The organism is Methylobacterium fujisawaense (assembly GCF_039619325.1).
GTDB classification, from domain to species: Bacteria; Pseudomonadota; Alphaproteobacteria; order Rhizobiales; family Beijerinckiaceae; genus Methylobacterium; species Methylobacterium fujisawaense.
In genome coordinates, this window is sequence record NZ_CP155000.1 from 4,218,338 (window position 1) to 4,244,521 (window position 26,184).

At 70.7% G+C, this 26,184-nt stretch carries 26 protein-coding genes and 1 tRNA gene; 25 read left to right on the forward strand and 2 right to left on the reverse strand.

What is annotated here, in order from left to right:
* Nucleotides 1–125 precede the first annotated feature (125 nt).
* The 8 genes from ABC766_RS20065 (at nt 126) to phnE (ABC766_RS20100) (ending at nt 9,639) form a co-directional block, all read left to right on the forward strand.
* Nucleotides 126–3,323: an autotransporter domain-containing protein gene (locus ABC766_RS20065; RefSeq protein WP_345819330.1), complete on the forward strand. Its 3,198-nt coding sequence runs from the start codon at nt 126–128 to the stop codon at nt 3,321–3,323.
* A gap of 91 nt (nt 3,324–3,414) precedes the next feature.
* The gene (locus tag ABC766_RS20070; RefSeq protein ID WP_345819331.1) at nt 3,415–4,563 is read left to right on the forward strand and encodes a glycosyltransferase; all 1,149 of its coding nucleotides are present in this window, start codon (nt 3,415–3,417) and stop codon (nt 4,561–4,563) included.
* A 27-nt stretch (nt 4,564–4,590) separates the two neighbouring features.
* Nucleotides 4,591–5,277, forward strand: a complete 687-nt coding sequence (locus ABC766_RS20075; RefSeq protein WP_345819332.1) for a DUF1045 domain-containing protein — start codon at nt 4,591–4,593, stop codon at nt 5,275–5,277.
* On the forward strand, nt 5,270–5,890 hold the full coding sequence (locus ABC766_RS20080; protein ID WP_342144907.1) for a chloramphenicol acetyltransferase: 621 nt from the start codon (nt 5,270–5,272) through the stop codon (nt 5,888–5,890). The genes ABC766_RS20075 and ABC766_RS20080 overlap by 8 nt, the downstream gene beginning before the upstream one ends.
* A 112-nt stretch (nt 5,891–6,002) precedes the next feature.
* Nucleotides 6,003–6,851 (forward strand): phosphonate ABC transporter ATP-binding protein, encoded by an 849-nt coding sequence (phnC, locus tag ABC766_RS20085; RefSeq protein WP_345819333.1) that lies wholly within the window; start codon nt 6,003–6,005, stop codon nt 6,849–6,851.
* 97 nt (nt 6,852–6,948) lie between these two features.
* Nucleotides 6,949–7,878, forward strand: a complete 930-nt coding sequence (gene phnD, locus ABC766_RS20090; RefSeq protein ID WP_182593172.1) for a phosphonate ABC transporter substrate-binding protein — start codon at nt 6,949–6,951, stop codon at nt 7,876–7,878.
* A gap of 16 nt (nt 7,879–7,894) precedes the next feature.
* Complete coding sequence (gene phnE, locus ABC766_RS20095) at nt 7,895–8,776, forward strand: phosphonate ABC transporter, permease protein PhnE (RefSeq protein WP_345819334.1); 882 nt, start codon at nt 7,895–7,897, stop codon at nt 8,774–8,776.
* Nucleotides 8,773–9,639: a phosphonate ABC transporter, permease protein PhnE gene (gene phnE, locus ABC766_RS20100; RefSeq protein WP_345819335.1), complete on the forward strand. Its 867-nt coding sequence runs from the start codon at nt 8,773–8,775 to the stop codon at nt 9,637–9,639. The genes phnE (ABC766_RS20095) and phnE (ABC766_RS20100) overlap by 4 nt, the downstream gene beginning before the upstream one ends.
* 13 nt (nt 9,640–9,652) lie before the next feature.
* Here phnE (ABC766_RS20100) and phnF read toward each other — a convergent pair whose 3' ends face one another.
* Entirely contained in the window at nt 9,653–10,396 is a 744-nt protein-coding gene (gene phnF / locus ABC766_RS20105) for a phosphonate metabolism transcriptional regulator PhnF (protein WP_345819336.1), read from the reverse strand.
* A 79-nt stretch (nt 10,397–10,475) separates the two neighbouring features.
* On the opposite strand from phnF, the gene phnG reads away from it, so the two are divergent.
* The 8 genes from phnG to phnN are packed head-to-tail and all read left to right on the forward strand — an operon-like array spanning nt 10,476 to nt 16,777.
* The gene (phnG, locus tag ABC766_RS20110) at nt 10,476–10,946 is read left to right on the forward strand and encodes a phosphonate C-P lyase system protein PhnG (RefSeq protein ID WP_170861899.1); all 471 of its coding nucleotides are present in this window, start codon (nt 10,476–10,478) and stop codon (nt 10,944–10,946) included.
* A 2-nt stretch (nt 10,947–10,948) separates the two neighbouring features.
* Nucleotides 10,949–11,536, forward strand: a complete 588-nt coding sequence (gene phnH / locus ABC766_RS20115) for a phosphonate C-P lyase system protein PhnH (RefSeq protein ID WP_345819337.1) — start codon at nt 10,949–10,951, stop codon at nt 11,534–11,536.
* 3 nt (nt 11,537–11,539) lie between these two features.
* Nucleotides 11,540–12,646, forward strand: coding sequence for a carbon-phosphorus lyase complex subunit PhnI (locus ABC766_RS20120; protein ID WP_043387925.1), 1,107 nt, complete (start codon nt 11,540–11,542; stop codon nt 12,644–12,646).
* Between the two features lie 11 nt (nt 12,647–12,657).
* Nucleotides 12,658–13,626 (forward strand): alpha-D-ribose 1-methylphosphonate 5-phosphate C-P-lyase PhnJ, encoded by a 969-nt coding sequence (locus ABC766_RS20125; protein ID WP_170867534.1) that lies wholly within the window; start codon nt 12,658–12,660, stop codon nt 13,624–13,626.
* Nucleotides 13,623–14,396: a phosphonate C-P lyase system protein PhnK gene (phnK, locus tag ABC766_RS20130; protein ID WP_345819338.1), complete on the forward strand. Its 774-nt coding sequence runs from the start codon at nt 13,623–13,625 to the stop codon at nt 14,394–14,396. Before ABC766_RS20125 ends, phnK begins: the two co-directional genes overlap by 4 nt.
* Nucleotides 14,393–15,100 (forward strand): phosphonate C-P lyase system protein PhnL, encoded by a 708-nt coding sequence (gene phnL, locus ABC766_RS20135; protein ID WP_345819339.1) that lies wholly within the window; start codon nt 14,393–14,395, stop codon nt 15,098–15,100. The genes phnK and phnL overlap by 4 nt, the downstream gene beginning before the upstream one ends.
* 10 nt (nt 15,101–15,110) lie before the next feature.
* A complete protein-coding gene (locus ABC766_RS20140; protein ID WP_043351241.1) occupies nt 15,111–16,247 on the forward strand; it encodes an alpha-D-ribose 1-methylphosphonate 5-triphosphate diphosphatase in 1,137 nt (378 codons plus the stop codon).
* A complete protein-coding gene (gene phnN, locus ABC766_RS20145) occupies nt 16,247–16,777 on the forward strand; it encodes a phosphonate metabolism protein/1,5-bisphosphokinase (PRPP-forming) PhnN (RefSeq protein ID WP_193376701.1) in 531 nt (176 codons plus the stop codon). Before ABC766_RS20140 ends, phnN begins: the two co-directional genes overlap by 1 nt.
* 147 nt (nt 16,778–16,924) lie before the next feature.
* Here the strand turns inward: phnN and ABC766_RS20150 are convergent, their stop codons facing one another.
* Nucleotides 16,925–17,788, reverse strand: coding sequence for an outer membrane protein (locus tag ABC766_RS20150; RefSeq protein WP_043351243.1), 864 nt, complete (start codon nt 17,786–17,788; stop codon nt 16,925–16,927).
* 309 nt (nt 17,789–18,097) lie between these two features.
* Between ABC766_RS20150 and tuf the strand changes: the two genes are divergently transcribed.
* The 9 genes from tuf (at nt 18,098) to rplJ (ending at nt 26,142) form a co-directional block, all read left to right on the forward strand.
* Nucleotides 18,098–19,288, forward strand: a complete 1,191-nt coding sequence (gene tuf, locus ABC766_RS20155) for an elongation factor Tu (protein ID WP_345819341.1) — start codon at nt 18,098–18,100, stop codon at nt 19,286–19,288.
* 203 nt (nt 19,289–19,491) lie between these two features.
* Nucleotides 19,492–20,382 (forward strand): hypothetical protein, encoded by an 891-nt coding sequence (locus ABC766_RS20160; protein WP_345819342.1) that lies wholly within the window; start codon nt 19,492–19,494, stop codon nt 20,380–20,382.
* Between the two features lie 64 nt (nt 20,383–20,446).
* Nucleotides 20,447–20,523 (forward strand) — tRNA-Trp (locus tag ABC766_RS20165).
* A 182-nt stretch (nt 20,524–20,705) separates the two neighbouring features.
* Nucleotides 20,706–21,002, forward strand: coding sequence for a preprotein translocase subunit SecE (secE, locus tag ABC766_RS20170; protein WP_043348282.1), 297 nt, complete (start codon nt 20,706–20,708; stop codon nt 21,000–21,002).
* Nucleotides 21,003–21,075: 73 nt separating this feature from the next.
* Nucleotides 21,076–21,609 carry a transcription termination/antitermination protein NusG gene (gene nusG / locus ABC766_RS20175; RefSeq protein WP_012320778.1) on the forward strand — a complete coding sequence of 178 codons (534 nt, stop codon included), beginning with the start codon at nt 21,076–21,078 and terminating at the stop codon, nt 21,607–21,609.
* Nucleotides 21,610–21,826: 217 nt separating this feature from the next.
* On the forward strand, nt 21,827–22,276 hold the full coding sequence (rplK, locus tag ABC766_RS20180) for a 50S ribosomal protein L11 (RefSeq protein ID WP_043348285.1): 450 nt from the start codon (nt 21,827–21,829) through the stop codon (nt 22,274–22,276).
* 11 nt (nt 22,277–22,287) lie between these two features.
* Nucleotides 22,288–22,986 carry a 50S ribosomal protein L1 gene (rplA, locus tag ABC766_RS20185; RefSeq protein WP_043348287.1) on the forward strand — a complete coding sequence of 233 codons (699 nt, stop codon included), beginning with the start codon at nt 22,288–22,290 and terminating at the stop codon, nt 22,984–22,986.
* 477 nt (nt 22,987–23,463) lie between these two features.
* Nucleotides 23,464–25,107: a B12-binding domain-containing radical SAM protein gene (locus ABC766_RS20190; protein WP_043348289.1), complete on the forward strand. Its 1,644-nt coding sequence runs from the start codon at nt 23,464–23,466 to the stop codon at nt 25,105–25,107.
* Between the two features lie 516 nt (nt 25,108–25,623).
* A complete protein-coding gene (gene rplJ / locus ABC766_RS20195; RefSeq protein WP_043348291.1) occupies nt 25,624–26,142 on the forward strand; it encodes a 50S ribosomal protein L10 in 519 nt (172 codons plus the stop codon).
* Nucleotides 26,143–26,184: the final 42 nt, after the last annotated feature.

Sequence of the window (26,184 nt, forward strand, 5' to 3'; positions counted from 1 at the left end):
CTGTTGCTGGCATGATACAAATGTAAGCTTTTAGATTTGTGACTGGATTATGACGAAGGCGAGCGCGTAGAGTTCGCTAAATCTCCGGCTCGCAGGCTGAATCGCCGCGCGCTTTGGGGGTTGGCATGACATTCCGATATGGCGTCTCGATCGTGGCCTTGGCGGTCGCTGCCTTCGGACCGGGCGCGCAGGCACAGACGGCCAACACGACCGCTTCGGACGTCAATGTCCTCAATCTGCTGGCGCCGTACCTGACGCTCAACACGGCGGTGACCGGTCAGCAGACGCTGCAGCTCAACCTGGCGCAGTCGATCGCGATCAACAACGCCGCGGGGCTCGCCCAGCAGCAGCTCGCGATCAGCGACAAGAACCTGCTGGGCTCGGCGCGCAACGACCTGTCCTCGGCCGGGCTCGGGACATACGGCGTGGCTGCAAATCTCGCGGGCGGCCTGCCGGCCCAGACGCCGATCAACGGCATCGTTCCGCAACAGCTCGTCGGCGGCCTGGGTGCCCAGCTCGGCCCGATCTACCAGCGCGGGGTCGAGCAGGGCGCGAGCGGACCCCTGGGCAGCGTGGTCAATCTGCTGGCCGGTGCCTACGGTTTCACAGGCAACAACCTGGGCGTCGCCAAGAACTACTATGCCAACGGCGCGGCCAACAATCCGAGCGTGACCCCGGCCAACTACGTGGCGGTGCCGGCCGTGGCGCCGGCGGGCTACAGCCTGCCCACCGCCAACGGGCTGCCGAACACGACCAACAGCGTCTACGACCTCGCCTACGGCGTGACCAACACGCAAGCCGGCCAGGATGTCTACGGTTCCTCGCGGCCCGTCCAGGCGGCGCCGGCCCGGTTCAACACCTTCGACCCGACCGCGCTCAACGGCATCGCCACGAACCCGTCCTTTCCGAGCGGGCACACCACCTACGCGTTCACCGACGGCATCCTGCTCGCGATGCTGGTGCCGCAGCAGTACCAAAGCATGCTGGCCCGGGCGGCCGACTACGCCAACAGCCGCATCGTCCTGGGCGTGCACTACCCCCTGGACATCATCGGCGGACGGGCGCTCGCCACCTACGACCTCGCCCAGGCCTTCACCAACCCGGCCTATATCAACAACGCCGCGGTGACTGGCACGGCGATCAACCTGCCCGCACAGTTCGTGGCGGCCCAGAGCCAGCTGCAGGCCTACCTCGCCGCCCAGTGCGGCAACACCGTCGCCGCCTGCGCGGGCAGCGCCGCCAACGCGGCCGGGAATCCCTACGTGCCGTCGGCCGGCAACCAGGCTGCCTACCAGCAACGCCTCACCTACGGCCTGCCGACCCTCAGCTTCGCCCAGGCGCCCCGCGAGGCCGCTCCCGCCGGCGGGCCGGACGCCTCGATCCTGCTCGCGCCGCTCTACGGCGGATCGACCGCCGCCGCGCGGACCCTCGCGCCCAACGGCGGCCTCTACGGCCAGCTCGCCACCAGCACGATCAACCAGATCCTGGTCAACACCGAGACCAACGCGCTGGCCGCCTTCTACGGCAGCCCCCTCAGCTACTGGAGCCGCCTCGACCTCTATGCGGCCGCCGGGTATTTCGGGACCGTCACCGGCACCCTGCGCATGGACGCCACCGACCGCCTCGGCATCGATGTCGGCATCGGACAGGGCGGCGCGCTCTACGCCAACGGCACCATCGCGGGGACTGTCTTCGTGGGCGCCGGCGGCCTGCTCGGCGGCTCCGGCACGGTGGGCGGGATCGGCGCACTCTCGGGGGGCACGGTGGCGCCGGGCAATTCCATCGGCACGCTCACCGTCGCCGGCAATGCCGCCTTCGCGGCCGGCTCGACCTACCGGGTCGAGGCCAACGCCGCCGGACAGGCCGACCGCATCGCCGCCACCGGCAGCGCCACCCTGTCGGGCGGCACCGTCCAGGTGCTGGCCGCCTCGGGCGCCTACAACCCGCGCACCACCTACACGATCCTCTCCGCCGCCGGCGGCGTCTCGGGCCAGTTCGCCGGCGTGACCGCGAACCTCGCCTTCCTCAGCCCGGGCCTGCGCTACCGGACCGACGCGGTCGACCTGACCCTCACCCGCAACGACGTGCCGTTCGCCGCGTCAGCCACCAGCCGCAACGGCATGGCGGCGGCCAACGCCGTCCAGGCGGCCGGCCCGGGCCGGCTCTTCGACGCGGCGGTCGCCTTCACTACCACCGAGGCCGATGCCGGCTTCCGGGCGCTGGCCGGCGACATCCATGCCGGCACCGTGTCCACCGCCTACGAGACCGCGTTCTTCGTGCGCGAGGCGGTGCTCGACCGCCTGCGCTGGGGCAGCCCCGGCACCGGCCTCGATTACGGCACCCTGCCGGCCGCCTACGCGGCCGACCTGCCGGGGCGCCAGCCGGTGGTGGCGGGCGTGCCGGTGCGGACGCTCGACCCGCAGGTGTTCGGGCTCTGGGGCCAGGGCTTCGGCGCCTTCGGCACGGCCGAGGGCGGCGGCAACGCGTTCAACCTCGACCGGCAGATCGCCGGCTTCGCGGCGGGCGCGGATGTCCGCGTGTCGAACGGGCTGCGCGTCGGCGTGGTCGGCGGCTACACGGAGGCGTATCTCGACAGCGCCGGCCGGTCCGGCGGCACGAGCCGGGCGGAGAGCGCCACGCTCAAGAGCGGCTTCGGCGGCCTGTATGGCGGCTATGAGGTCGGGCCGTTGTCGCTGCGGCTGGGGGCGCTCTACGCCGGGACCGACACGCGCACCCGGCGGGCGGTGCTGTACGGGCTGTCGGACACGCTGAGCGGCCATGGCGGCGGCTATACGGTGCAGGGTTTCGGCGAGATCGGCTGGAGGATCGCGCTCGGCCAGCCGGCTCCGGCGGCTCTGGTGTCGAGGGACGGCGTCGCGGTGCCGGTGCCGCCGGCGGCCTCCTACGTCGAGCCGTTCGTCGGCGGGGCGTATGTCGGCATCCGGCGGGACGCCTTCGCGGAGACCGGGGGCGCGGCGGCGCTGGCGAGCGTCGCGCGGGACTACGATCTGGGCGCGGCGACCGTGGGGGTGCGGGCGCAGACGGGCCTGGAGCTGGGGCTGGGTCTTCCGGTGACGCTGCGGGGTCTGGTCGGCTACCGGCGGGCGTTCGGCGACGTGGTGCCGACGGCCCTGCTGCGGTTCGGCACGGGCCCGGCCTTCCTGAGCGCGGGCGTGCCGATCGACCGGGACGCGCTGGTGGCGCAGGTCGGGCTCGATCTGGCGGTGGCGCCGAACGCGAGCCTGGGCGTGGCCTATACCGGCCAGACCGGCGCCCGCGCCCAGGATCAGGCCGTGAAGGGTACCTTCACCCTCCGGTTCTGAACACGCCGGCCGACGTCGCCTCTGTCACACGCCTGACGCGGTCCGGCCGCTAGCGGACCGGACCGCTCGCTTCATCGATCGAGGGATCCGCATGCTTGACGCCACAGTGCCGGCCCTGTCCCTCGGCGCGCTTCTGGCCCTCGTCCAGATCGTCAGCATCGGCGTCGCGGGCCGGCGCCTCGGCCGGAGCCACGGGCCGTCGCGGTTTCCGGACGGCGCGCCCGTCTCCCTGGTCCGTCCGCTTCACGGGATCGAGGCTTACAGCGAGGAGATGCTCACCCGGAGCTTCCGCCTCGACTACCCGTCCTACGAGCTGATCTTCTGCGTGGCCGACCCCGGGGACCCGATCGTGCCGATGGTCCGGCGGCTGATCGCGGCCCATCCGCGCGTGCCCGCCCGCCTGATCCTCGGCGACGAGCGCCTCTGCGAGAACCCGAAGCTCAACAATTGCCTGCGGGGCTGGCGGGCCGCCGCCCACGACTGGGTGGTGCTCGCCGATTCCAACGTGGCCATGCCGCCGGACTACCTCCAGCGGCTCCAGGCGGCGTGGCGGGACGATACCGGCCTCGTCTGCTCGACCCCCGCCGGGGCGCGCCCGGGCAGCTTCATGGCCGAGGTGGAATGCGCCTTCCTGAACACCCTGCAGGCCCGCTGGCAATACGCCGCCGAGGCGTTCGGGCTGGGCTTCGCACAGGGCAAGAGCATGCTGTGGCACAAGCCCTTTCTGGAGGCGCAGGGCGGCCTGCAGGCGCTCGCGGCCGAGATCGCCGAGGACGCGGCCGCCACCAAGCTCGTCCGGGCCGCCGGCAAGCGGGTCCACCTCGTGGCGAGCCCGTTCGAGCAGCCGCTCGGGCCGCGCGGCTTCCAGGAGGTCTGGGCGCGGCAGCTGCGCTGGGCGCGCCTGCGCCGCGTGACCTTCCCGCTGTTCTTCGCTCCCGAGATCGGCAGCGGTGTCCTGTTGCCGGCGCTTCTCATCGCCCTCTGGGCCGGCAGCTTCACGGGCCTCGTCGGCGCTGCCGGCCTCGCCGGCCTGTGCTATGCCGCCGAGCACCGGCTCGCGATCCGCGCGGGCTGGCACCGTTCGCCCCGCCTGCTGGCGGCCTTCCTGGTGCGCGACGCCCTGATCCCGGCGATCTGGCTCGGCGCCTGGATGCAGAGCGCCATCGTGTGGCGGGGCAACGCCATGGACGTGCGCCCCCGGCGGGCCGCCGAGGCGCGTCCCTACGCGCCGACGGCCTGACGGCGGCCGACGATCGGAGGCCGAAAGGTGTCGCGCCGCTACGCTCTCTACTGCCTGCCCGCCCCGGGTTCCCGGCTGGAGGCCTTCGGCCGGTCCGTCCTCGGCACCGACCCCGTCTCGGGGGCGTCGGTCCCGCACCCGGAGGGCTTGAGCGACCTCGCCGCCGTCACGGCGGGGGCCCGGATCTACGGGTTCCACGCCACCCTCAAGGCGCCGCTGCGCCTCGCGGCGGGCACCACGGAGGCGGATTTCGTCGCCGCCACCCGTGACCTCGCGGCCGCGCACCCGCCGGTGGCGGTGGGCCCGCTCCGGGTCGCCGCCCTCGGGCCGTTCCTCGCCCTCGTGCCGGAAGCCCCGCCGCCGGAGCTGGGGCTCTTCGCCGCCGAGTGCGTCGCCGCCCTCGACCCGTTCCGCGCGCCGCTCACCGAGGCCGAGCGCGCCAAGCGCCGCCCGGAGCGCCTCGACCCGCGCGGGCGGGCGCTGCTGGCGCGCTGGGGCTACCCGTACGTGTTCGAGGCCTTCCGCTTCCACATGACCCTGACCGACGCCCTGCCGGAGGCGGAGCGCGAAGCCTGGCACCGGCGCCTGTCCGAGGCCTACGCCGCCGCGGGGCCGGAGCCCCTTGTGATCGACGCCGTATGCCTCCTGACCCAGGACGGGTCCGGCCCGTTCCGGCTCCTGGCGCGCCTGCCCTTCGGAGAGCCCCGTGGTTGACCGTCCCCTCGGACTCGAACCCGCACGCGATCCCAGCGCCCGGGTCGTGGATTGCCGCCTCGGCCACTACACGGAGGTCGGCGCGCGAACCCGCCTCACCGAGACGATCCTCGACGATTATTCCTACATCGGTCAGGATTGCGAGGTGATCTACACGACCATCGGCAAGTTCTGCTCGATCGCCGCCAGTGTGCGGATCAATCCCGGCAACCACCCGATGGAGCGCGCGTCGCAGGCGCATTTCACCTACCGGGCAAGAGCCTACTGGCCGGAGGAGTCCGACGAGCCCGCCTTCTTCGACCGGCGCCGGGCGAGCCCGGTGGCGATCGGCCACGATGTCTGGATCGGCCACGGCGTCGTTGTCCTGCCCGGCCGCACCATCGGCACCGGCGCCGTGGTCGGCGCGGGCGCCATCGTCACCCGCGACGTCGAACCCTACACGATCGTTGTCGGCAATCCCGCCAAACCGGTCCGGCGCCGCTTCCCCGAGGCCATCGCCGAACGTCTGATGCGCCTGGCATGGTGGGACTGGGATCACGAACGGCTGCGCCGGGCGCTTCCGGATTTCCGCGGCCTGCCCATCGAAGCATTCCTCGGGCGCTATGAAGTTTAAGCCGGCTATCAAAATGTAAGAATTGTGCCGGCAAACATAACCGATCTGTATTCGTCATCCAATCGTCGTGAAATCGGCGTTTACCTGCGGCCATTCCCCGGCGGATGGTGGCATGCTGGTTATCGAGGATCTCACGCGCCAGTACGGCGACCGGCGCGCCGTCGACGGCGTGTCGCTCCGGATCGAGCCCGGCAGCTTCGTCGGCGTGATCGACCGGTCGGGCGCCGGCAAGTCGACGCTGCTGCGCCTGATCAACCGGCTGGCGGACCCAAGTTCGGGGCGCATTCTCCACGACGGCCGTGAGGTCACCACCCTGCGGGGCCGCGACCTGCGCGAATGGCGGACCCGCTGCGCCATGATCTTCCAGCAGTTCAACCTCGTCGGCCGCCTCGACGTGATGACCAACGTGCTGATGGGCCGGCTCAGCCACGTGCCGAGCTACCGTTCCCTGCTGCGGCAATGGTCCGCCGAAGACCGGGCCATGGCGCTCGCCGCCCTGGAGAGCTTCGACATGGGCGAGTTCGCCGGCCAGCGCGCCGACGGCCTGTCGGGCGGCCAGCAGCAGCGCGTGGCCATCGCCCGCGCCCTCGTGCAGGAGCCCGAGATCCTGCTCGCCGACGAGCCGGTGGCCTCCCTCGACCCGCGCAACACCCGGCTCGTGATGGACGCGCTGGCCGACGTGAACCGGCGCTACGGCATCACGGTGCTGTGCAACCTGCATTCCCTTGACCTCGCGCGCGCCTATTGCGACCGCCTCGTGGGCCTCGCGGCCGGGCGGGTCGTGTTCGAGGGCGGACCGTTCGACCTCACCGAGGACGTGGCGCGCCGGCTCTACGGCCTGGAGGCCGGCGAGGTGCTGGACGATTCCGCGCAGCGCGAGGCGGAGCAGCGGGCCGCGATGCCCGGCCGGCCCGGTCTCGTGCCGGCGCGGCCGGTCCGCGAGGCCGCCCTCGGCGCCTGATCCGGGCCCTCCAAGCCCCAACAACCATTCGGGAAACGCCCGACCGGCCTCCGGCCGGCCGAACTTCCTGCCCTACGCCGTCACGAAGGACGACACGATGATCACCCGACGCACTCTCGCCGGCGCCGCCGCGGCTCTCGCCCTCCTCGGCCTGCCGGCCGCCGCCCAGGACTGGAAGGCCCAGTATCCGGAGCTGACGCTCGGCGTGATCCCGGCCGAGAACGCCTCGGGCACCGCCGACCGCTGGGCGCCGCTCACCGCCTACCTGACCAAGACGCTCGGCGTGCCGGTGAAGCTGCGGGTGGCGAGCGACTACGCCGCCGTGATCGAGGGCCAGCGGGCCGGCAACATCCAGATCGCGTGGTACGGACCGGCCTCCTTCGCGCGGGCCGTGATGACCGGCGTGAAGATCGAGCCGATCGTCAACCAGAAGCACGAGACCGGCGCCTCGGGCTACTATTCGGTGGTCTACGTTCTGGCCTCGAGCCCCTACAAGACCGTCGAGGATCTCAAGGGCAAGAACCTCGCCCTGGTCGATCCGAACTCCACCTCCGGCAACCAGGCGCCGCGCTTCTTCCTGAAGCGGGCCGGCTACGACGTGGAGAAGTTCTTCGGCAAGACCTTCTACGCGGGCAGCCACGAGAACGCCGTGCTGGCGCTCACCCAGGGCACGGCCGACGCCGCCGCCAACCTGTGGAATTCCGAGACCGACACGATGGTCACCCGCATGGCCGCCAAGGGCATGCTCAAGAAGCCCGATGGCACGCCGATGCAGCAATCGGACTTCCGGGTCGTGTTCAAGTCCGACTTCCTGCCGGAGGGGCCCTTCGCCATGCTGACGAGCCTGCCGGACGACCTGAAGGCCAGGATCCGGGACGCCTTCGTGGCCCTGCCGAAGGCCGACAAGGCCGCCTTCGACCGTCTCTCCGACGGCAAGGACCAGGATCTGACGCCGGTGACCCTCAAGGATTATCAGCCGATCATCGACATGCTGCGGTTCAACGACGAGCAGCGTCGGAAGTCCTGATCCGGGCCCGCCCGCCTTGCGCGGTCTGACACCCCTGTCGCCGGAGCGGGAAGCCGCCCTCTCCGGCCTGTACGCGGCGGCGACCGGCGCTGCGCGCCGCCGCACGCTGGCGGGCTTCACCCTTGTGGCGGCGCTCGCCCTGGTCGCCGGTTTGGTCGCCGAGGTGCGGCCGCTGGTCTTCGCCGAGAACATCGGCAAGTTCACTGCCTACATCCAGCAGATCCTGCCGCCGATCAGCCTCGAGCATCCGCTCGAGGACGTCCGCGCCTGGTACTGGGGCCTGCCCAAATGGCTGGGCCTGCTGGGTGAGACCCTGCTCATGGCCTATCTCGGGACGCTGCTCGGGGGGCTCGCGGGCTTCGCCCTCAGCTTCGTGGCCGCCGCCAACCTCGTGCGGTCGCGCCTGCTGCGCGTCGGCGCCAAGCGCCTCCTGGAATTGTGCCGCACCGTCCCCGAGGTAGTGTTCGCCCTGATCTTCGTGATCGCCTTCGGGCTCGGCCCGATGGTGGGCGTGCTCGCCATCGCGATCCACACCACGGGGGCGCTCGGCAAGCTGTTCTCCGAGGTGGTCGAGAACATCGACATGCGGCCCGTCGAGGGCCTGTCGGCCTCGGGCGCAACCTGGGTCCAGACGGTGCGCTTCGCGGTGCTGCCGCAGGTGCTGTCGAACTTCGCCTCCTACGCGCTGCTGCGCTTCGAGATCAACGTGCGCGGGGCCGGGGTGATGGGCTTCGTCGGCGCCGGCGGCATCGGCCAGGAATTCCTCGTGGCGATCCGAAATTTCTACTACGCGGACGTGAGCGCGATCCTCGTATTGATCATCCTGACCGTGTTCTGCATCGACCTCGCCACCGAGCGGGTCCGTCACCGCCTGATCGGCGCGGAGCAGGCCCGATGAGCCCGCGTCCCGAGGCTCTGCGGGCGGCGGCCCGGGCGGACCTCGCCCGCTTGCGCGCGCGCTACCCCGCGCAGTTCCGCACCGACCGGCCGGGGCGGGCGCGGCTCGCCGCCCTGCTCGCCGTCCTGATCGGGCTCGCGGCGTTCGGCTACTGGCGCCTCGACTTCTCGATGGCGCGGATCCTCCATGGACTCGGGCGGCTCGGTACCTTCGCGGTGCTGATGCTGCCGCCGTCCCCGGAGGGCCAGTTCTGGACCTTCCTGCACGCGCTGGGCGAGACCCTGGGCATCGCCTTCCTGGGCACGCTGACGGCGGCGATCTTCGCCTTCCCGGTGGCGTTCCTGGCGGCCCGGAACGTCGTGCCCAACCCCTTCGCGCGGTTCGCCGTCCGCCGCGGCCTCGACGTGATGCGCTCGGTGGACGTGCTGATCTGGGCGCTGATCTGGATCAACGTCGTGGGCCTGGGCCCCTTCGCGGGGGCGCTCGCCATCGCGTGCTCGGATTTCGGGGCGCTCGGAAAGCTGTTCTCCGAGGCGATCGAGACCTGCGACAAGCGTGCCGGCGAGGGCGTCGTCGCCTCGGGCGGCTCGCGCCTGCACCGCATCCGCTTCGGGCTGATCCCCGGGGTCCTGCCGGTGCTGGCGAGCCAGGTCCTGTACTTCTTCGAGTCGAACACCCGGTCGGCGACGATCATCGGCATCGTCGGCGCCGGGGGCATCGGTCAGTACCTCACCGAGCTGATCCGCGTGCTGGAGCTGCAGCAGGTCGCCTTTCTGGTGCTGATGATTCTCGTCACCGTGGCGGCGATCGACTGGGTCTCGACCCGCCTGCGCCGAGCGATCATCGGGCCGGCGGCGCGCTGAGCCGCCGGACCCATCACCCGCCGATCACCAGCTCCACCCGATCGGCGGCGAACAGGGTGCGGTTCGCCTGGATCGGCACGCCGGCGGGATCGATGTTGACGCTCGACACCACCAGAACGACCCGCCCCGGGGCGATGTCGAGGCGCTGCGCCTCCGCGGAATCGGCCGGCCGGGCGCGGATGCGCGTCGAGAGCCGGGTGTAATCGTGCAGGCCGCAGGCCGCGAAGGCCCGGGTGATCGAGCCGCGCTCGGCATAGGCCTCGGCGAAGCCCGCGAAGCGCGGCAGCGGCAGCCAGGTCAGCGCCGTCGAGAGCGGAGCGTCGTCCGCCCGGTGGACCGTCAGCAGCTCCAGGATCGGCGCGCCGGGGGCGAGGGCCAGACCTGCCGCCTGCTCGGGCCCGGCCGGGACCGTGGTCGAGGCGACGAGGTCGCCCCAGGCCTCGCGTCCGGCCCCGGCGACGATCTCGGAGAACCGCGTGCGCGGCCCGATCGGGTAGGCGAGGGGTGCCTCCTCCACGAAGGTGCCCCGGCCCTGGCTGGCGCGCACGAGCCCGCCCTCGGCGAGCGCCGCGAGGGCACGTCGCACGGTGTGCCGGTTCACGGCGAAGCGCGCCGCCAGGGCGGCCTCGGCGGGCAGCTGCTGTCCCGGCGGATAGCGCCCCGCCGCGATCTCGGCCGTCAGCGCGTCGGCGATCTGCCGCCACGCCGTCAGACCCTCGCCCCGGACGAGGCCGGGTGCCTGCTCCTGCGCATCCATCCTGTCATCCAAACTTCATTTGTGCGGCGCACGCCAGTTGTCTATACACCTATACAACCGAGCGACAGAGGGATTCGCGATGACGACGAGCCCGAGACATCCGGCATCCGAGGGGGAGATCGGGGCGCGCCAGGCCGTGATGGCGCTCTGTGCCGAGGCGAGCCGCACGGACCTGGAGGCGGCCCTGTCGGTCCTCGACACCCCGGCCGCCGCGGATCTCCGGCCGCCGGAGACGGGGCTCGTGATGGCCTCAGGCCGGATCGGCGGCGACGGGCGCCCGTTCAACCTCGGCGAGGTCAGCGTGACCCGGGCCGCCATCCGCCTCGCGGACGGTCCGGCCGGCTTCGCCTACCATCTCGGCCGCGACCGCACGAAGGCGCGGCTCGCCGCGATCCTCGATGCCCTCTGGCAGGACCCGGACCGGCGCGCCCGGGTCGAGGCCGCCCTGGCGCCCGCCGCCCGGCGGCTCGCGGCGGACCGGCAACAGGCGGCCCGGCGCACGGCGGCCACCCGGGTCGACTTCCTGACCCTCGCCCGCGGAGACGATTGAGCATGCTCGCCCCCGGCTTCGCCGATCCGGTCCACGACGCGCAGGGCACCTTCCGCGCCGTGATGGACGCCCTCGCCCGCCCCGGGCTCGTCCGGCCGCTCGCCCCGTTCCTCGCGCCGCCCGCGCCGCTCACGCCGGAACTGGCCGCCGTCGCACTGGCGCTCACCGACGCCGACACGCCGGTCTGGCTGGATCCGGCCCTCGCCGAAGCCGCGGACGTCGCGGCTTACCTGCGCTTCCACACCGGCGCGCCGCTCACCGACGACCCGGCCCAGGCCGCCTTCGCGCTGGTCCGCGAGTCTCGGCGCTGCCCGCCGCTGGGCCGCTTCGCCCTCGGCACGCCGGCCTACCCCGACACCTCCACCACCCTGGTGCTCGCCCTCGACACGATCACGGACGGGCAGGGTCTGAACCTCTCCGGCCCGGGCGTCCGGGGCACGGTCCGGGTCGCGCCGGGACCTCTGCCGGACGGCTTCGCGGCGCAGCTCGCCGAGAACCGCGCCGACTTTCCGCTGGGCGTCGACCTGATCCTCACCGCGCCCGGCCGCGTGGCCGGTCTGCCGCGCTCCACGACGGTCACGGAGGCCTGACCCATGTACGTGGCCGTGAAGGGCGGCGAGGCCGCCATCGACAACGCCCATCGGCTCCTCGCCGAGGCCCGCCGGGGCGACCCCGCCGTTCCGGAACTCTCCGTGGCGCAGATCCGCGAGCAGATGGCGCTGCTCGTCGACCGGGTGATGACCGAGGGCTCGCTCTACGATCCGGACCTCGCGGCCCTGGCGCTCAAGCAGGCCCGCGGCGACGTGGTCGAGGCGGTGTTCCTGGTCCGCGCCTACCGGACCACGCTGCCCCGCTTCGGTGCCTCCGCGCCGGTCGACACCGGCACCATGGCGGTCGAGCGCCGGGTTTCCGCGACCTTCAAGGACCTGCCCGGTGGGCAGGTGCTCGGGCCGACCTTCGATTACACCCACCGGCTCGTCGATTTCGCGCTCGCCGCGGATACCGCCTCCGAGCCCGCCGCCGAGGCCGAGCCGCGCGCCGATGCCGGAACCTGCCCGCGGGTCACCGACCTGCTGGCCCAGGACGGGCTGATCGAGGCCTCGCCGCCGGACGACGGCGCCCCCGTGGGCGACCTCACCCGCGAGCCCGTGGATTACCCCGCCGACCGGGCCCTGCGCCTCCAGGCGCTCGCCCGGGGCGACGAGGGCTTCGTGCTCGGCCTCGCCTACTCGACGCAGCGCGGCTACGGCCGCACCCACCCGTTCGTCGGCGAGATCCGGGTCGGCGCGGTGGCGGTGGAGTTCGTGCCCGAGGAGCTGGGCTTCGCGGTGCCGCTCGGCCGGGTGCGGCTCACCGAGTGCCAGATGGTCAACCAGTTCAAGGGCTCGGGCGCGGCCGCGCCCCAGTTCACCCGCGGCTACGGGCTGAGCTTCGGGCAGAGCGAGCGCAAGGCCATGGCGATGGCCCTGGTGGACCGGGCGCTGCGCGCGGAGGAGCTCGGCGAGCCGGTGGCGAGCCCCGCCCAGGACCAGGAATTCGTGCTGGCCCATTGCGACAGTCTCCAGGCGACCGGCTTCGTCGAGCACCTGAAGCTCCCCCACTACGTCGACTTCCAGGCCGAGCTGGAGCTGGTCCGACGCCTGCGCGCCGAGTTCGAGCGCAAGACCGAGACCGTCGAGATGCAGGAGGCCGCCGAATGAGCGCGACAGGGATGTCCCCCTTCCTTGGTGGCTCCGCTTCCCGGGAGCTTCCGGGCCGCGCGCCGGATGACGCGCAGGTTCCCTCTCCCGAACGGGACAGGGGGCTCGTCGCGTCCGTCCTCGACGCGGCAGGAAACGCGCGCGGCTCCGGCTACAACTTCGCCTATCTCGACGAGGGCACGAAGCGGATGATCCGTCGCGCCATCCTCAAGGCCATCGCGGTGCCGGGCTACCAGGTGCCCTTCGCCTCCCGCGAGATGCCGATGCCCTACGGCTGGGGCACCGGCGGCGTGCAGGTCACAGCGGCGATCCTCGGGCAATCGGACGTGCTCAAGGTCATCGACCAGGGGGCCGACGACACCACCAACGCGGTCTCGATCCGCCGCTTCTTCGCCAAGACCTCCGGGGTGGCCACCACCACCCGCACGACGGAGGCGACGGTGATCCAGACCCGCCACCGCATTCCCGAGACGCCGCTCACCGAGGGGCAGATTCTGGTCTATCAGGTGCCGATCCCCGAGCCCCTGCGCTTCCTCGAACCGCGCGAGACCGAGACGCGCCAGCTCCACGCGCTGGCCGAGTACGGCGCCATGCACGTCAAGCTCTACGAGGACATCAGCCGCCACGGGCACATCGCCACCACCTACGCGTACCCGGTGGAGGTCGCCGGCCGCTACGTGATGGACCCGTCGCCGACGCCGAAATTCGACAATCCCAAGATGGACGACTGCCCGGCGCTCCAGCTCTTCGGCGCAGGCCGCGAGCGGAGGATCTACGCGGTGCCCCCCTACACGCGGGTACGCAGCCTCGATTTCGAGGATCACCCGTTCCGCGTGCAGGAATTCACGCAGCCCTGCGCCCTGTGCGGCGCCCGCGGCCACTACCTCGACGAGGTGGTCACCGACGATTCCGGAGGCCGGATGTTCATCTGCTCCGACACCGACATCTGCGAGACCCGTGTCGCGGAGGCGGCCCGATGAGCGTGCCGCTCCTCTCCGCCCACGGCCTGACCAAGGCCTACGGCAACCGGCTCGCCTGCGCGGGCATCGACCTCGACATCACGGAGGGCGAGGTGCTGGCCATCGTGGGCGAGTCCGGCTCGGGCAAGTCGACGCTCCTGTCGCTGCTCGCCGGCGAGCTGGCGCCCGATTCGGGTGAGGTCCGCTACCGGATGCGCGACGGGCAGACCCGCAGCCTCGCCGATCTCGGACCCGCCGCGCTGCGCCGGCTGATGCGCACCGACTGGGGCTTCGTCCGGCAGGACGCCCGCCAGGGCCTGCGCATGGCGGTCTCGGCCGGCGGCAATGTCGGCGAGCGGCTGATGGGCATGGGCGAGCGCCATTACGGCCGGATCCGCGGCCAGGCGCTGGACTGGCTCGGCCGGGTCGAGATCGAGGCCGGCCGGGTGGACGACCCGCCCAGCCAGTTCTCCGGCGGCATGCGCCAGCGCCTCCAGATCGCCCGCAACCTCGTCACCGGGCCGCGCCTCGTGCTGATGGACGAGCCGACCTCCGGCCTCGACGTCTCGGTCCAGGCCCGGCTCCTCGACCTGATCCGGCGCCTCTCGGCCGAGCTCGGCCTCGCGGTGATCATCGTGACCCACGACCTCGCGGTGGCGCGGCTGCTCTCGCACCGGATCGCCGTGATGCGGGCCGGCCGGGTGATCGAGACCGGCCTCACCGACCGGGTGCTCGACGATCCCGAGCACGCCTACACCCAGCTCCTCGTCGCCTCGGTGCTCGCCGCATGACTGCGCTTCTGACCTTCCAGGACGTCGCCAAGAGCTTCACCCTGCACCTGCGCGGCGGGATCGTCCTGCCGGTGGTGGGCGGCGTGAGCCTCGTGGTCGAGCCCGGCGAGTGCGTGGTGCTCGGCGGCCCCTCGGGGGCGGGCAAGTCCTCGCTCCTGAAGATGGCCTACGGCAATTACCGCTGCGATGCCGGCGCCATCCGGGTCCGCGACGGCGAGGCCGTGGTGGACGTCGTCCGGGCCGATCCGCGAGTGGTCCTGGCGCTGCGGGCGCGGGTCATCGCCTACGTGTCGCAGTTCCTGCGGGTGATCCCGCGGGTCCCGGCCCTCGACGTGGTCGAGGCCGCCGGCCGCGAGGGCGGGTTGTCCGAAGAGGCGGCCCGCGCCCGGGCCAAGGAGCTGCTCGCCCGGCTCAACCTGCCCGAGCGGCTCTGGGGCCTGCCGCCCGCGACCTTCTCGGGAGGCGAGCAGCAGCGGGTCAACATCGCCCGGGGCCTGATCGCCGACCGGCCGCTCCTGCTCCTCGACGAGCCGACCGCCTCCCTGGACGCGCAGAACCGCGCCGTGGTGGCCGACCTCGTGCGCGAGAAGCTGAAGGTCGGCGCCGGCGTGCTCGGCATCTTCCACGACAGCGAGATGCGCGAGGCTGTGGCGACCCGGGTGGTCGATGTCACCCGCTTCGCGCCGCAAGCCCGGGCAGCCTGAGGAATTCACGATGGACGACTTCATCCTCGAGAACGCGACCCTGGTCCTGCCCGACCGGGTGCAGCGCGGCTGGCTCGCCGTCTCCGACGGGGCGATCATCGAGATCGGCGAGGGCCGGGCGCCCGCGCGCGGCCTCGATTGCGGCGGCGATTACCTGATCCCCGGGCTGATCGAGCTGCACACCGACCATCTGGAGAGCCACTACGCGCCGCGCCCCAAGGTCCGCTGGCATCCGCTCGGCGCGGTGCTCGCCTACGACGCGCAGATCACCGCCTCGGGCATCACCACGGTGTTCGATTCGCTCCGCGCCGGCAGCGACCCGGACGGCAGCGGCCTCGGCTCCGAGCTGGAGCAGCTCGCCGGCGCCATCGCCGCCGCGCGGGCCGGCGACCTGTTCCGAGCCGAGCACTTCACGCATCTGCGCTGCGAATTGCCCTCCACGGATGTGCTCGACACGGTGGCAACCTTCACGGCCCGCTACCCGGTGGGGCTGATCTCGCTGATGGACCACACCCCCGGCCAGCGGCAGTTCCGCGACATGGAGAAGTACTACACCTACGCCACGCGCGGCGGCCGTCCCATGGAGGAGATCCGCGCCAACACCGAGCGCAAGATCCGCGACGGTCGGTCGCTGAATGCGAAGAACCGGCCGGCCCTGGTCCAGTTCGCCCGCGAGATGGGGATCCCGCTGGCGAGCCACGACGACACCACCCTGGCGGATGTCGACCTCGCGGTCGGCGAAGGCGTGCGGCTGGCCGAGTTTCCCACCACCCTGGAGGCGGCCGAGGCCGCGCACCGCCAGGGCATCACCGTGATGATGGGCGCGCCGAACCTGATCCGCGGCGGCTCGCATTCCGGCAACGTCGCCGCCCTGGCGCTGGCCGAGGCCGGGCACCTCGACATCCTCTCGTCGGACTACGTGCCGGCGAGCCTCTTGATGGCGGCCTTCCTGCTGCCCGAGCAGGCACCGTCGATCACGCTGCCCGAGGCGCTGGCCACCGTCACGGCGAATCCCGCCCGCGCCACCGGGCTCACCGACCGAGGCGCCCTGGCGCCCGGGCTGCGGGCCGATCTCGTGCGCGTGCAGCGGGCCGAGGGCGTGCCGGTCGTCCGCGAGGTCTGGCGCGCCGGCCGGCGGGTCGCCTGATGCCGGGCTGCCTCGTCCTCGTGGTCGGCCCGAGCGGCGCCGGCAAGGACACGCTGATCCGGCTGGCCCGGGCGGCCCTCGCGGACGATCCGCGCTACGTCTTCCCGCGGCGTCTCGTGACCCGGCCACCCTCGGCGGACGAGGACAACGACGAGATCGACGAGGCTGCCTTCGCGGATGGCTGCGCGGCCGGCCGCTTCACCTTGAGCTGGCGCGCCCATGGCCTCGGCTACGCCCTCCCGGCGGAGGCCGGAAGGCGCGCCGCCGACGGTCAGGTGGTGATCTGCAACGTCTCGCGCCGCATCGTCGCGGAGGCGCGGAGGACCTGCCCGCGGGTGAGCGTCGTCGAAGTCACCGCGCCGCCCGAGATCCTGGCGCAGCGTATCGCCGCCCGGGGCCGGCCGCAGGACGGCGACCTCGCCGCGCGTCTCGCCCGGGAGGGCGACGTCGTCGCGGATCTGACGATTCTCAACACCGGCTCCCCGGGCGACGCCGCGTCGCGGCTCGTCGCGCATCTGCGCGCTTGCTGACGGGACATCTTCGTCGCACGCCGGGTGCGACGGCCGGGTCGCGCCGGCCGATGCCCCGATCGCGCCGGAGCAACGAAAAAGGGCGGGTGCCGATATCGGCACCCGCCCTTGTTGGTCTCGGCCGGGGAAGCCCCGGCGCCGTCGGTCTCAGAGGCCGCCGAACTTGTAGTTGAAGCCGGCGCGAACGATGCTGCCCTCGGTGCGGAAGCGCGAGATGTACGCGCCGTTGCCGACACCCGGGACCGCGCCGACGAGCACGTTCTGGCTGCCGAGGTCGTAGTGCAGGTACTCGGCCTTCACCGTGATGGCGTCGTACTTGATGCCGATGTAGCGGCCGAGCGCGAAGGTGTTCAGGAAGCTGTCGGTGGGCAGGGCGAACTCGATGCCGCCGCCGTAGGCGTAGCCGACCTTGAAGTCGTCGTAGCGGCCGGCGAACTGCAGGCGGCCGCCCGGGGTGTAGAAGTTGGCGTCGTGGAACACGTTGCCGTAGGCGAGGCCGCCCATCCCGTAGACCAGAACGCGGTCGAAGGCGTAGCCGACGCGGCCCGTGAGGGTGCCGAGCCAGTCGAGGCTCTGGCGGAACTGGCTGATGTTCGGCGGGCCGCCGGCGACGTTGCCGGTGCCGAGGACGACGCGGTTCTTGGTGATGTCGGTCCAGTCGATGCTGTTGGCGAGACCGACGACGATGCCGGAGCCCGGCGTGAACTGGTAGTTGTAGCCGGCGGTGCCGCCGATGTTGGCGAAGCCGTCCTGCGTGGTCGAGGTCAGGAACGGACGGCGGCCGAGGGCCACATTGGTGGCGTTGCCCGGCTGGACGCCGACCGTGGTGATGCGCTCACGATCCGTGAAGGTGTAGGCGGACTCGAGACCGGCGTAGAAGCCCGTCCAGGTGAAGACCGGCACCGGCGTGAAGACCGGCGGCGGCGCGGCCCGGCGCGGCAGGTCGGCGGCCGAAGCGGCCGTCGTGACCAGCGCCGTCGCGGCGGTGGCGAGGAGGAACTTCTTCATCATGGCGGGGGGTCCGAGGTGATGCGTTGTTGTCCCCACTTAAGCTCGGCCGCACGGATCCCGCTATGCCCGCGAAGCCACACTGTGGCGCGAAAGCGGCGTGGATACTGCCTGTGATTGATGTTTCGGCGTTCAAGACTCATGGCCGCGGCTTGACAGCAGAGCCGGTCGTCGGGCGCCCGCGCGCCGCGGAGCTTGATCCCTGGCGGCCGACCCTCTAAGCGGACCGCGTTTTTCGCCCCTGTCCGAGCTTCGGGGCGGCTGACCAGGATTCGGGGCCCTTGTGTGGTCCCCGCCGCAGGAATGGGAATCATGGGCAAGGAAAAGTTCTCCCGCACCAAGCCGCACTGCAACATCGGCACGATTGGTCACGTTGACCACGGCAAGACGTCGTTGACGGCGGCGATCACGAAGGTTCTGGCGGAGACGGGCGGGGCGACGTTCACGGCCTACGACCAGATCGACAAGGCTCCGGAGGAGAAGGCGCGCGGGATCACGATCTCGACGGCGCACGTGGAGTACGAGACGCAGAACCGTCACTACGCGCACGTGGATTGCCCCGGGCACGCCGACTACGTGAAGAACATGATCACGGGCGCGGCGCAGATGGACGGCGCGATCCTGGTGGTTTCGGCGGCCGACGGCCCGATGCCGCAGACCCGCGAGCACATCCTTCTGGCGCGCCAGGTCGGCGTTCCGGCGCTGGTGGTGTTCCTCAACAAGGTCGACATGGTCGACGACGAGGAGCTCCTGGAGCTGGTCGAGCTGGAGGTGCGCGAGCTCCTGTCGAAGTACGACTTCCCCGGCGACGACATCCCGATCACCAAGGGCTCGGCGCTGATGGCGCTCGAGGACAAGGAGCCGAAGATCGGCAAGGAGGCGGTGCTGGCGCTGATGGCGACGGTGGATGCCTACATCCCGCAGCCGGAGCGTCCGATCGACCTGCCGTTCCTGATGCCGATCGAGGACGTGTTCTCGATCTCGGGCCGCGGCACGGTGGTGACGGGTCGCGTCGAGCGCGGCATCGTCAAGGTCGGCGAGACGGTGGAGATCGTCGGCATCCGCGACACGCAGACCACGACGGTCACGGGCGTGGAGATGTTCCGCAAGCTGCTCGACCAGGGCCAGGCGGGCGACAACGTCGGCGTGCTGCTGCGCGGCACGAAGCGCGAGGACGTGGAGCGCGGCCAGGTCGTGTGCAAGCCGGGTTCGGTGAAGCCGCACGCCAAGTTCAAGGCCGAGGCCTACATCCTGACCAAGGAAGAGGGCGGCCGCCACACGCCGTTCTTCACCAACTACCGGCCGCAGTTCTACTTCCGCACCACCGACGTGACCGGGATCTGCACGCTGCCCGAGGGCACCGAGATGGTGATGCCGGGCGACAACGTGACCATGGACGTGGCGCTGATCGTGCCGGTGGCCATGGAGGAGAAGCTGCGCTTCGCCATCCGCGAGGGCGGCCGCACCGTCGGTGCCGGCGTCGTCGCCGCCATCAACGATTGAGCTCGAGCAGGGCCGGCGCGTCGCGACAGACGACGCGCCGGTCTCGCGCCGTCATCTGGCGGATGGTCCGTGGTCGTCTCTAGACCACGGGGGTGCGTCAGGGCTCAGGCCATCGACTTCGATGTGACTCGCGCCGGCCTCCGTCTTGACGGGGTGCCGGCGTTGTTTTGTTTTGTCTCCGCCTTGTCTTGGGGGAGACTCGGATGTTCGGAGATTCCGCTCGGTGGGCCGCACGATTGCTGGCCCTGATCTGTGTTGGCTCCGTGTTCCTGCCGGTCGGCGCGCGGGCGGACGACCTGAGCGACGGCCGCTTTCGCGACGCGGTGATCAAGCAGATCCGGATCCGTCGACCGGACGTGCCGATCGACCTCAATGCCGATCCGGCGCAGCTCGGCATCGGCACCCAGACGCTCGATCTCACCAACCTCCACCAGCATGTCCGCGGCCTCACCGAGGCCGAGCGCCGGCAGGAGGTCGACGAATTCCTCGGCCTCGCCTTCGCCAAGGCCGGCCCTGCGCCGGAGCCGGGGGATTTCGCGGCGATCAAGGGCCGCCTGCGCGTGCAGCTGGTGCCGGATGAGATCCTTCAGCAGAACCCGCAGCTCGCGCATCGCCGGTTCTCCGAGACGCTGCACGTCGTCTACGTGCTCGACGAGTCCAGGCGCTACCAGTACGTCACCCGCGAGATGATCGCCGGCTGGCACGTCGATCCTGCCGTGGTGGAAGCCACGGCGGTGCGGAACCTCGCGGAGGCCTCCAAGGATGTGCCGTTCCAGCTCGTCGTCGCGGACCGCACGCCCGTCGCCGCCCTCGCCAGGGAGGGCGACAATTACGCCCTCGCGCGTTTGCTCGTGCCGGATTGGCTCGAGGAGATCCGCAAGGCGCTGAAGGCCGACGGCATCACGCTGACCGGGCCGACCCGCAATCTGCTCATGGCGTGGCCCGCCGACAGCCCTGCGCGGCGCGAGCTGGCCGCAGAGGCCACCACGCAGATGCGCGCCGGCCCCTACGGCCGCAGCGACGAGCTGTTCCGCTTCGACCGGGGCGGGCTACGGCCCCTGACCGCCGCCGAGCGGGCGGATCACGGCCGGTGATGCGCGGCGATCGGCGGCGAACCTCTTGCAAGCCGCGCCGCGATGAGGCATTGGGCGGTGCGCTAGGAGTGTAGCTCAACTGGTCAGAGCGCCGGTCTCCAAAACCGGAGGTTGCGGGTTCGAGTCCCTCCACTCCTGCCAGACATTCAGCCCGATCCCGCGCGGTGGCCCGGTCGACAAGCCGGGGGAGTTGCGCTAGAGCGGGCGCAATCCGAGATCTGAAGCGACCGTCGGTGCAGGCCCATCCGGGTCCTCGGCGCCGACATTCGCATTCCCGGATGCGGTCTCTGCCTCGGGGCCGAACACGCACAGATACTGGCGCCATGGCATCGAACGAAGCGACCAAGAAGGTGGACCTGGTGCGCGGCGCAGCCCGCGGTCCCGCGAATCCGCCGCCGGCCCGGCCGGCGACGCCGAACCGGGCGCCGCAGAAGCGTGCCACGCCGGGCGAGTTCATCGCGCAGGTTCGCGACGAGGCCCGCAAGGTCACGTGGCCAACCCGCCGGGAGACCACGATCACGACGATCATGGTCTTCGTGATGGTCGTGGCCGCGAGCCTGTTCTTCACGGTCGTGGATCAGGCCCTGCGCTTCCTGGTCGGCCTGATTTTGGGCGTCTGAGTCGGAGGCGTACGAGGGCGGCTCGCCGCCGATCGGGGGAGACCCCGCGGACTTGTCGGAGTTGAACGGAACCGTGTCGAAGCGCTGGTACATCGTCCACGCCTACTCGAACTTCGAGAACAAGGTCGCCCAGTCCATCAAGGATCAGGCGGCTCAGCGCGGGCTGACCGAGCTGTTCGACGAGGTGATGGTCCCGACCGAGAAGGTCGTGGAGGTCCGCCGCGGCCGGAAGGTCGATGCCGAGCGTAAGTTCTTCCCCGGCTACGTGCTGGTGAAGTGCGACCTCACCGACGAGGTCTACCACCTCATCAAGAACACCCCGAAGGTCACGGGCTTCCTCGGCGCCGACAAGTCGAAGCCGGTTCCGATCCCCGACGCCGAGGCCGAGCGGATCAAGGGCCAGGTCGCCGAGGGTGTCGACCGGCCGAAGCCCTCGATCTCCTTCGAGATCGGCGAGACCGTCCGGGTCGCCGACGGTCCGTTCGCCAGCTTCAACGGCACCGTCGAGGAGATCGACGACGCCCGCTCCCGCCTCAAAGTGGCCGTGTCGATCTTCGGCCGCGCGACGCCGGTGGAGCTCGAATACGCCCAGGTCGAGAAGGCCTGAGCCTCCTGATTTCGGCGGCCCTGAGGCCGCCGCGTCCTTCCGGCCGTCGCTGTTTGGCGGCCGCGAACTTGCCCCATCCTCCTGAGGCTGGGGCATCATCCGCGGGAGATCCGCCCGGCCTCGCCTCCGGGATCCACGGCTCGCACCGCGACCTGCAACCGTCCGACCCGCCGCGCTTCAGGCCGCGTGGGGGCGGATTCTCATTGGGAGCAGTCCCATGGCGAAGAAGATCACGGGCTACGTGAAGCTTCAGGTCCCGGCCGGCGCCGCCAACCCGTCGCCGCCGATCGGTCCCGCGCTCGGTCAGCGCGGCCTGAACATCATGGAATTCTGCAAGGCCTTCAACGCGAAGACCGCGCAGATGGAGAAGGGCACCCCGATCCCGGTGATCATCACCGCGTATCAGGATCGGTCCTTCACCTTCGAGATGAAGCAGCCCCCGGTCACTTTCTTCCTGAAGAAGGCCGTCGGCCTGAAGCTCGGCAAGAAGCCGGCCTCCGGTTCCAAGACCCCGGGCAAGGGCCCGACCGTCGGCAAGATCTCCGAGGCGCAGCTGCGCGAGATCGCCGAGAAGAAGATGCCCGACCTCAACTGCGACTCGATCGAGTCGGCCGTTGCCATGATCCGCGGCTCCGCCCGGGCCATGGGCCTCGAAGTGACGGCCTGAGGGAGGATAGCATGGCTAAGGAAGGCAAGCGCATCCGCGCCGCCCGCGAGGGCATCGAGGTCACCAAGCTCTATCCCCTCGACGAGGCGATCAAGCTGGTGAAGGAGCGGGCGACCGCGAAGTTCGACGAGACCGTCGAGGTCTCCATGAACCTCGGCGTCGATCCCCGCCACGCCGACCAGATGGTCCGCGGCGTCTGCAACCTGCCGAACGGCTCCGGCCGGACGGTGCGCGTGGCGGTCTTCGCCCGCGGCGCCAAGGCGGACGACGCCAAGGCCGCCGGTGCCGACATCGTCGGTGCCGAGGACCTGCTGGAGATCGTGCAGAGCGGCAAGATCGAGTTCGATCGCTGCATCGCGACCCCGGACATGATGCCGCTGGTCGGCCGTCTCGGTAAGGTGCTGGGCCCGCGCGGCCTGATGCCGAACCCGAAGGTCGGCACCGTCACCATGGACGTGAAGGGCGCCGTCGCCGGCGCCAAGGGCGGCTCGGTGGAGTTCCGCGTCGAGAAGGCCGGCATCGTCCATGCCGGCGTCGGCAAGGTCTCGTTCGACGCCGACAAGCTCGTCGAGAACATCAAGGCCTTCGCGGACGCCGTCGCCAAGGCGAAGCCCGCGGGCGCCAAGGGCACCTACGTCCAGCGCATCGCCGTCACCTCGACGATGGGCCCGGGCGTGAAGGTCGAGCCGAACACGGTTCTGACCGCCTGAGGCAAGGCGAATCGTCTATGCTGAAGAGCGCCCGGCCGGAAACGGCCGGGCGTTTTCCGTTGCGGGCATGCGGATGGAGCAGCCGTCCCGCCGCGACAGTCGGGCGAGCCGCCGGAACGGCCCGCTCGACGCGGGCTCGGCGACCGATCCGGCGCATCGCGTGGGTACCTTGCCGGGAAACGCCCCGGATTACGGCGTGACCATGCTGGTCCCGTCCGAGGCCCGTCGGCGGATCTGATCGGCGGGGCCGAATCGCGGCGATTCTCGTGCTGGATCCCGGGTCGCATATCGCTGACGCGCCCTGTGCCCGGGAAGGGCCGGTGAGAAATAAACCCGCACCCCTTTTCCGGACGGTTGAAGCGGATCCTATCCGGAACCCGGCACGCGACAGGCCGCGACAGCGGCGCCGTTCTCCTTCACGCCATTCTTAACGGCAGAGGGGGCGCCAACGCGCGCGGCTGTGCTAGATAGGCCGACATGCGATGCACCCTGACGGTCACCTCCAAGCGACGCATCCTGTGCGTCTTTCCCGCCTACACGCCGTCCTTCGGGACGTTCTCCCACGCCTACCCGCTGATGGGCGGGGTGAAGGCGTTCATGCCGCCGCAGGGGCTGCTGCTGATCGCGGCCTACATGCCGGAGGCGTGGGAATGCAGATTCATCGATGAGAATATCCGCCGCGCGAGCCCGGCCGAGTTCGCCTGGGCCGACGCGGTGTTCGTTTCCGGCATGCACATCCAGGAACCGCAGATCCACGACATCCGCGACCGTGCCCGGGCCGCCGGCAAGGTCACGGTTCTGGGCGGTCCCTCGGTCTCCGGCGCGCCGGAGAAATACGGCGACTTCGACTATCTCCATGTCGGCGAGATCGGCGATGCCACCGACCAGCTCGTCGCACGCCTCGACGCCGATGTCGCGCCGCCGCCCGCCCAGGTGGTGCTGGAGACGAAGGACCGGCTCGCGCTCGCCGACTTCCCGGCCCCGGCCTACGACCACGCACCGCTCAAGCGCTATCTGATCGGCTCGCTTCAATTCTCCTCGGGCTGCCCCTATCGCTGCGAGTTCTGCGACATCCCGCAGCTCTATGGCCGCCAGCCGCGGCTCAAGAGCCCCGAGCAGATGTGCGCCGAGCTCGACGCCATCATCAGCCAGCCCGGCCATCCGGCCGTCGTGTACTTCGTCGACGACAATTTCATCGCCAACCGCAAGGCGACTCGCGAGATGCTGCCGCACCTCGTGGCGTGGCAGAAGAAGAACAACTACCCGCTCCAGTTCGCCTGCGAGGCGACGCTGAACATGGCCAAGCAGCCCGAGATCCTCGAGCTGATGCGGCAGGCGAACTTCATGACGGTGTTCGTCGGCATCGAGACCCCGGAGGCCGAGGCCCTCAAGGGCATCGACAAGACCCACAACGCCGCCGTCCCGATGTACGAGGCGATCGAGACCCTCAATTCCTACGGGCTGGAGGTGACCTCGGGCATTATCCTGGGCCTCGATTCCGACACCGACAAATCCGAGCAGAACCTGATCGACTTCATCGACCGCTCGGCCATTCCCGTGCTGACCATCAACCTGCTTCAGGCCCTGCCCAAGACCCCGCTCTGGGACCGGCTGGAACGCGAGGGCCGGCTCGTCCATGATGCGGCATTGGAATCGAACGTGCTGTTCAAGCGCCCGCACGACACCGTGGTGGGCAGCTGGCGCCGGGCCATCGCGCACGCCTATACGCCGGAGAAGATCTTCGAGCGCTTCAAGCACCAATGCGCGGTGACCTACCCGAACCGCATCACCACGCCGACCGCCGGCAAGCTGACCTTCACCAATCTCCGCCGGGGCCTGATCCTGGGGTTCAACATCATCACCCGGGTCGGGATCTTTTCCGATTACCGCAAGCCGTTCTGGAGTGCGGCCGGCTACGCGCTGAAGCGCGGGCAGATCGAGGCGGTGTTCAACATGGGCTTCGTGGCCCACCACCTGATCCGCTTCACCCGCGAGGCCCTGCGCGGCGAGCACAACGCCTCCTTCTACGCCGCCAAGGCCGCGGAGGCGAAGGCGGCCCGCGACCGGAGCTGGTGGGAATCGGCCCGGCGCAGGCTGGCGCCGGAACGCGAGGCCGCGTGAGGCGGGTTGCCGGTCAGGCCCGGAGATTCCGCAGCAAGTCCTTGCCTGCGGCGGAAAAGTCGCGCTTCAGCCCTTGGCAGGCGGCTTGCTAGGCTCTATACACCGCGCCTCACGCATTTCATCCTCACGGAAGGAGACGGCCGATCGGCCGGTTTCCGCTTGAAATGTCGCCCGGGCAACCGGGTGGCAAAGGCCGGACGGATCCCAGGGGCGACGAGCCCCGCGGAGCCTTGTCCGGCCATGTCCTGTCCGAGACTGCAGGTGCCGGCTCGCCGGCTTAATCCCCCAAGCCTGCACAGACGGGGAAGACCGAATTCGAAAAGCCTCGCCCAGGCCTCGGCCGCGGAGGGGTGTCGGTTTGAACCAACTCGCCCGAGGCGGCCTCCAGGGGCACGCGCGGGGACAGGGCCGCGAAGCGTCGTTCGGACGTTCCCGGTCTCTTGGCCGAGATGACGTCCGGGCGGCATGTGCAACCGGCGGACCCGAGATCGGGTTCCGCCAACCGGAGAGAGCCCAGTGGACCGGACAGCTAAAGCTGATCTCGTCTCGACGCTCAACGGCGTGTTCAGTGAGAGCGCCGTTGTCGTCGTGGCCCACTACAAGGGCCTCACGGTCGCCGACATGCAGAAGCTGCGTTCGCAGATGAAGCAGGCTGGCGCCACCGTGAAGGTCGCCAAGAACAGCCTCGCCGGCATCGCACTCGATGGCACGGACGTCGCCTCCATCAAGCCGCTCCTGAAGGGCCCGACCCTGCTCGCCTATTCCGGCGACCCGGTCGCAGCCGCGAAGGTCGCGGTCGATTTCGCCAAGGCCAACGACAAGCTCGTGATCCTCGGCGGCGCAATGGGGAAGACCGCCCTGAACCCGGACGGCGTGAAGGCCCTCGCCTCGCTCCCGTCCCTCGACGAACTGCGCGCCAAGATCGTGGGCCTCGTGCAGGCTCCCGCGACGAAGATCGCTCAGGTCGTCAACGCGCCGGCGGCCAAGCTCGCCCGCGTGTTCGGGGCCTATGCCAAGAAGGACGAGGCCGCCTGAGGCCCTTCAAAAACCATCCGTTCGAACCGATATTGAGAGGAA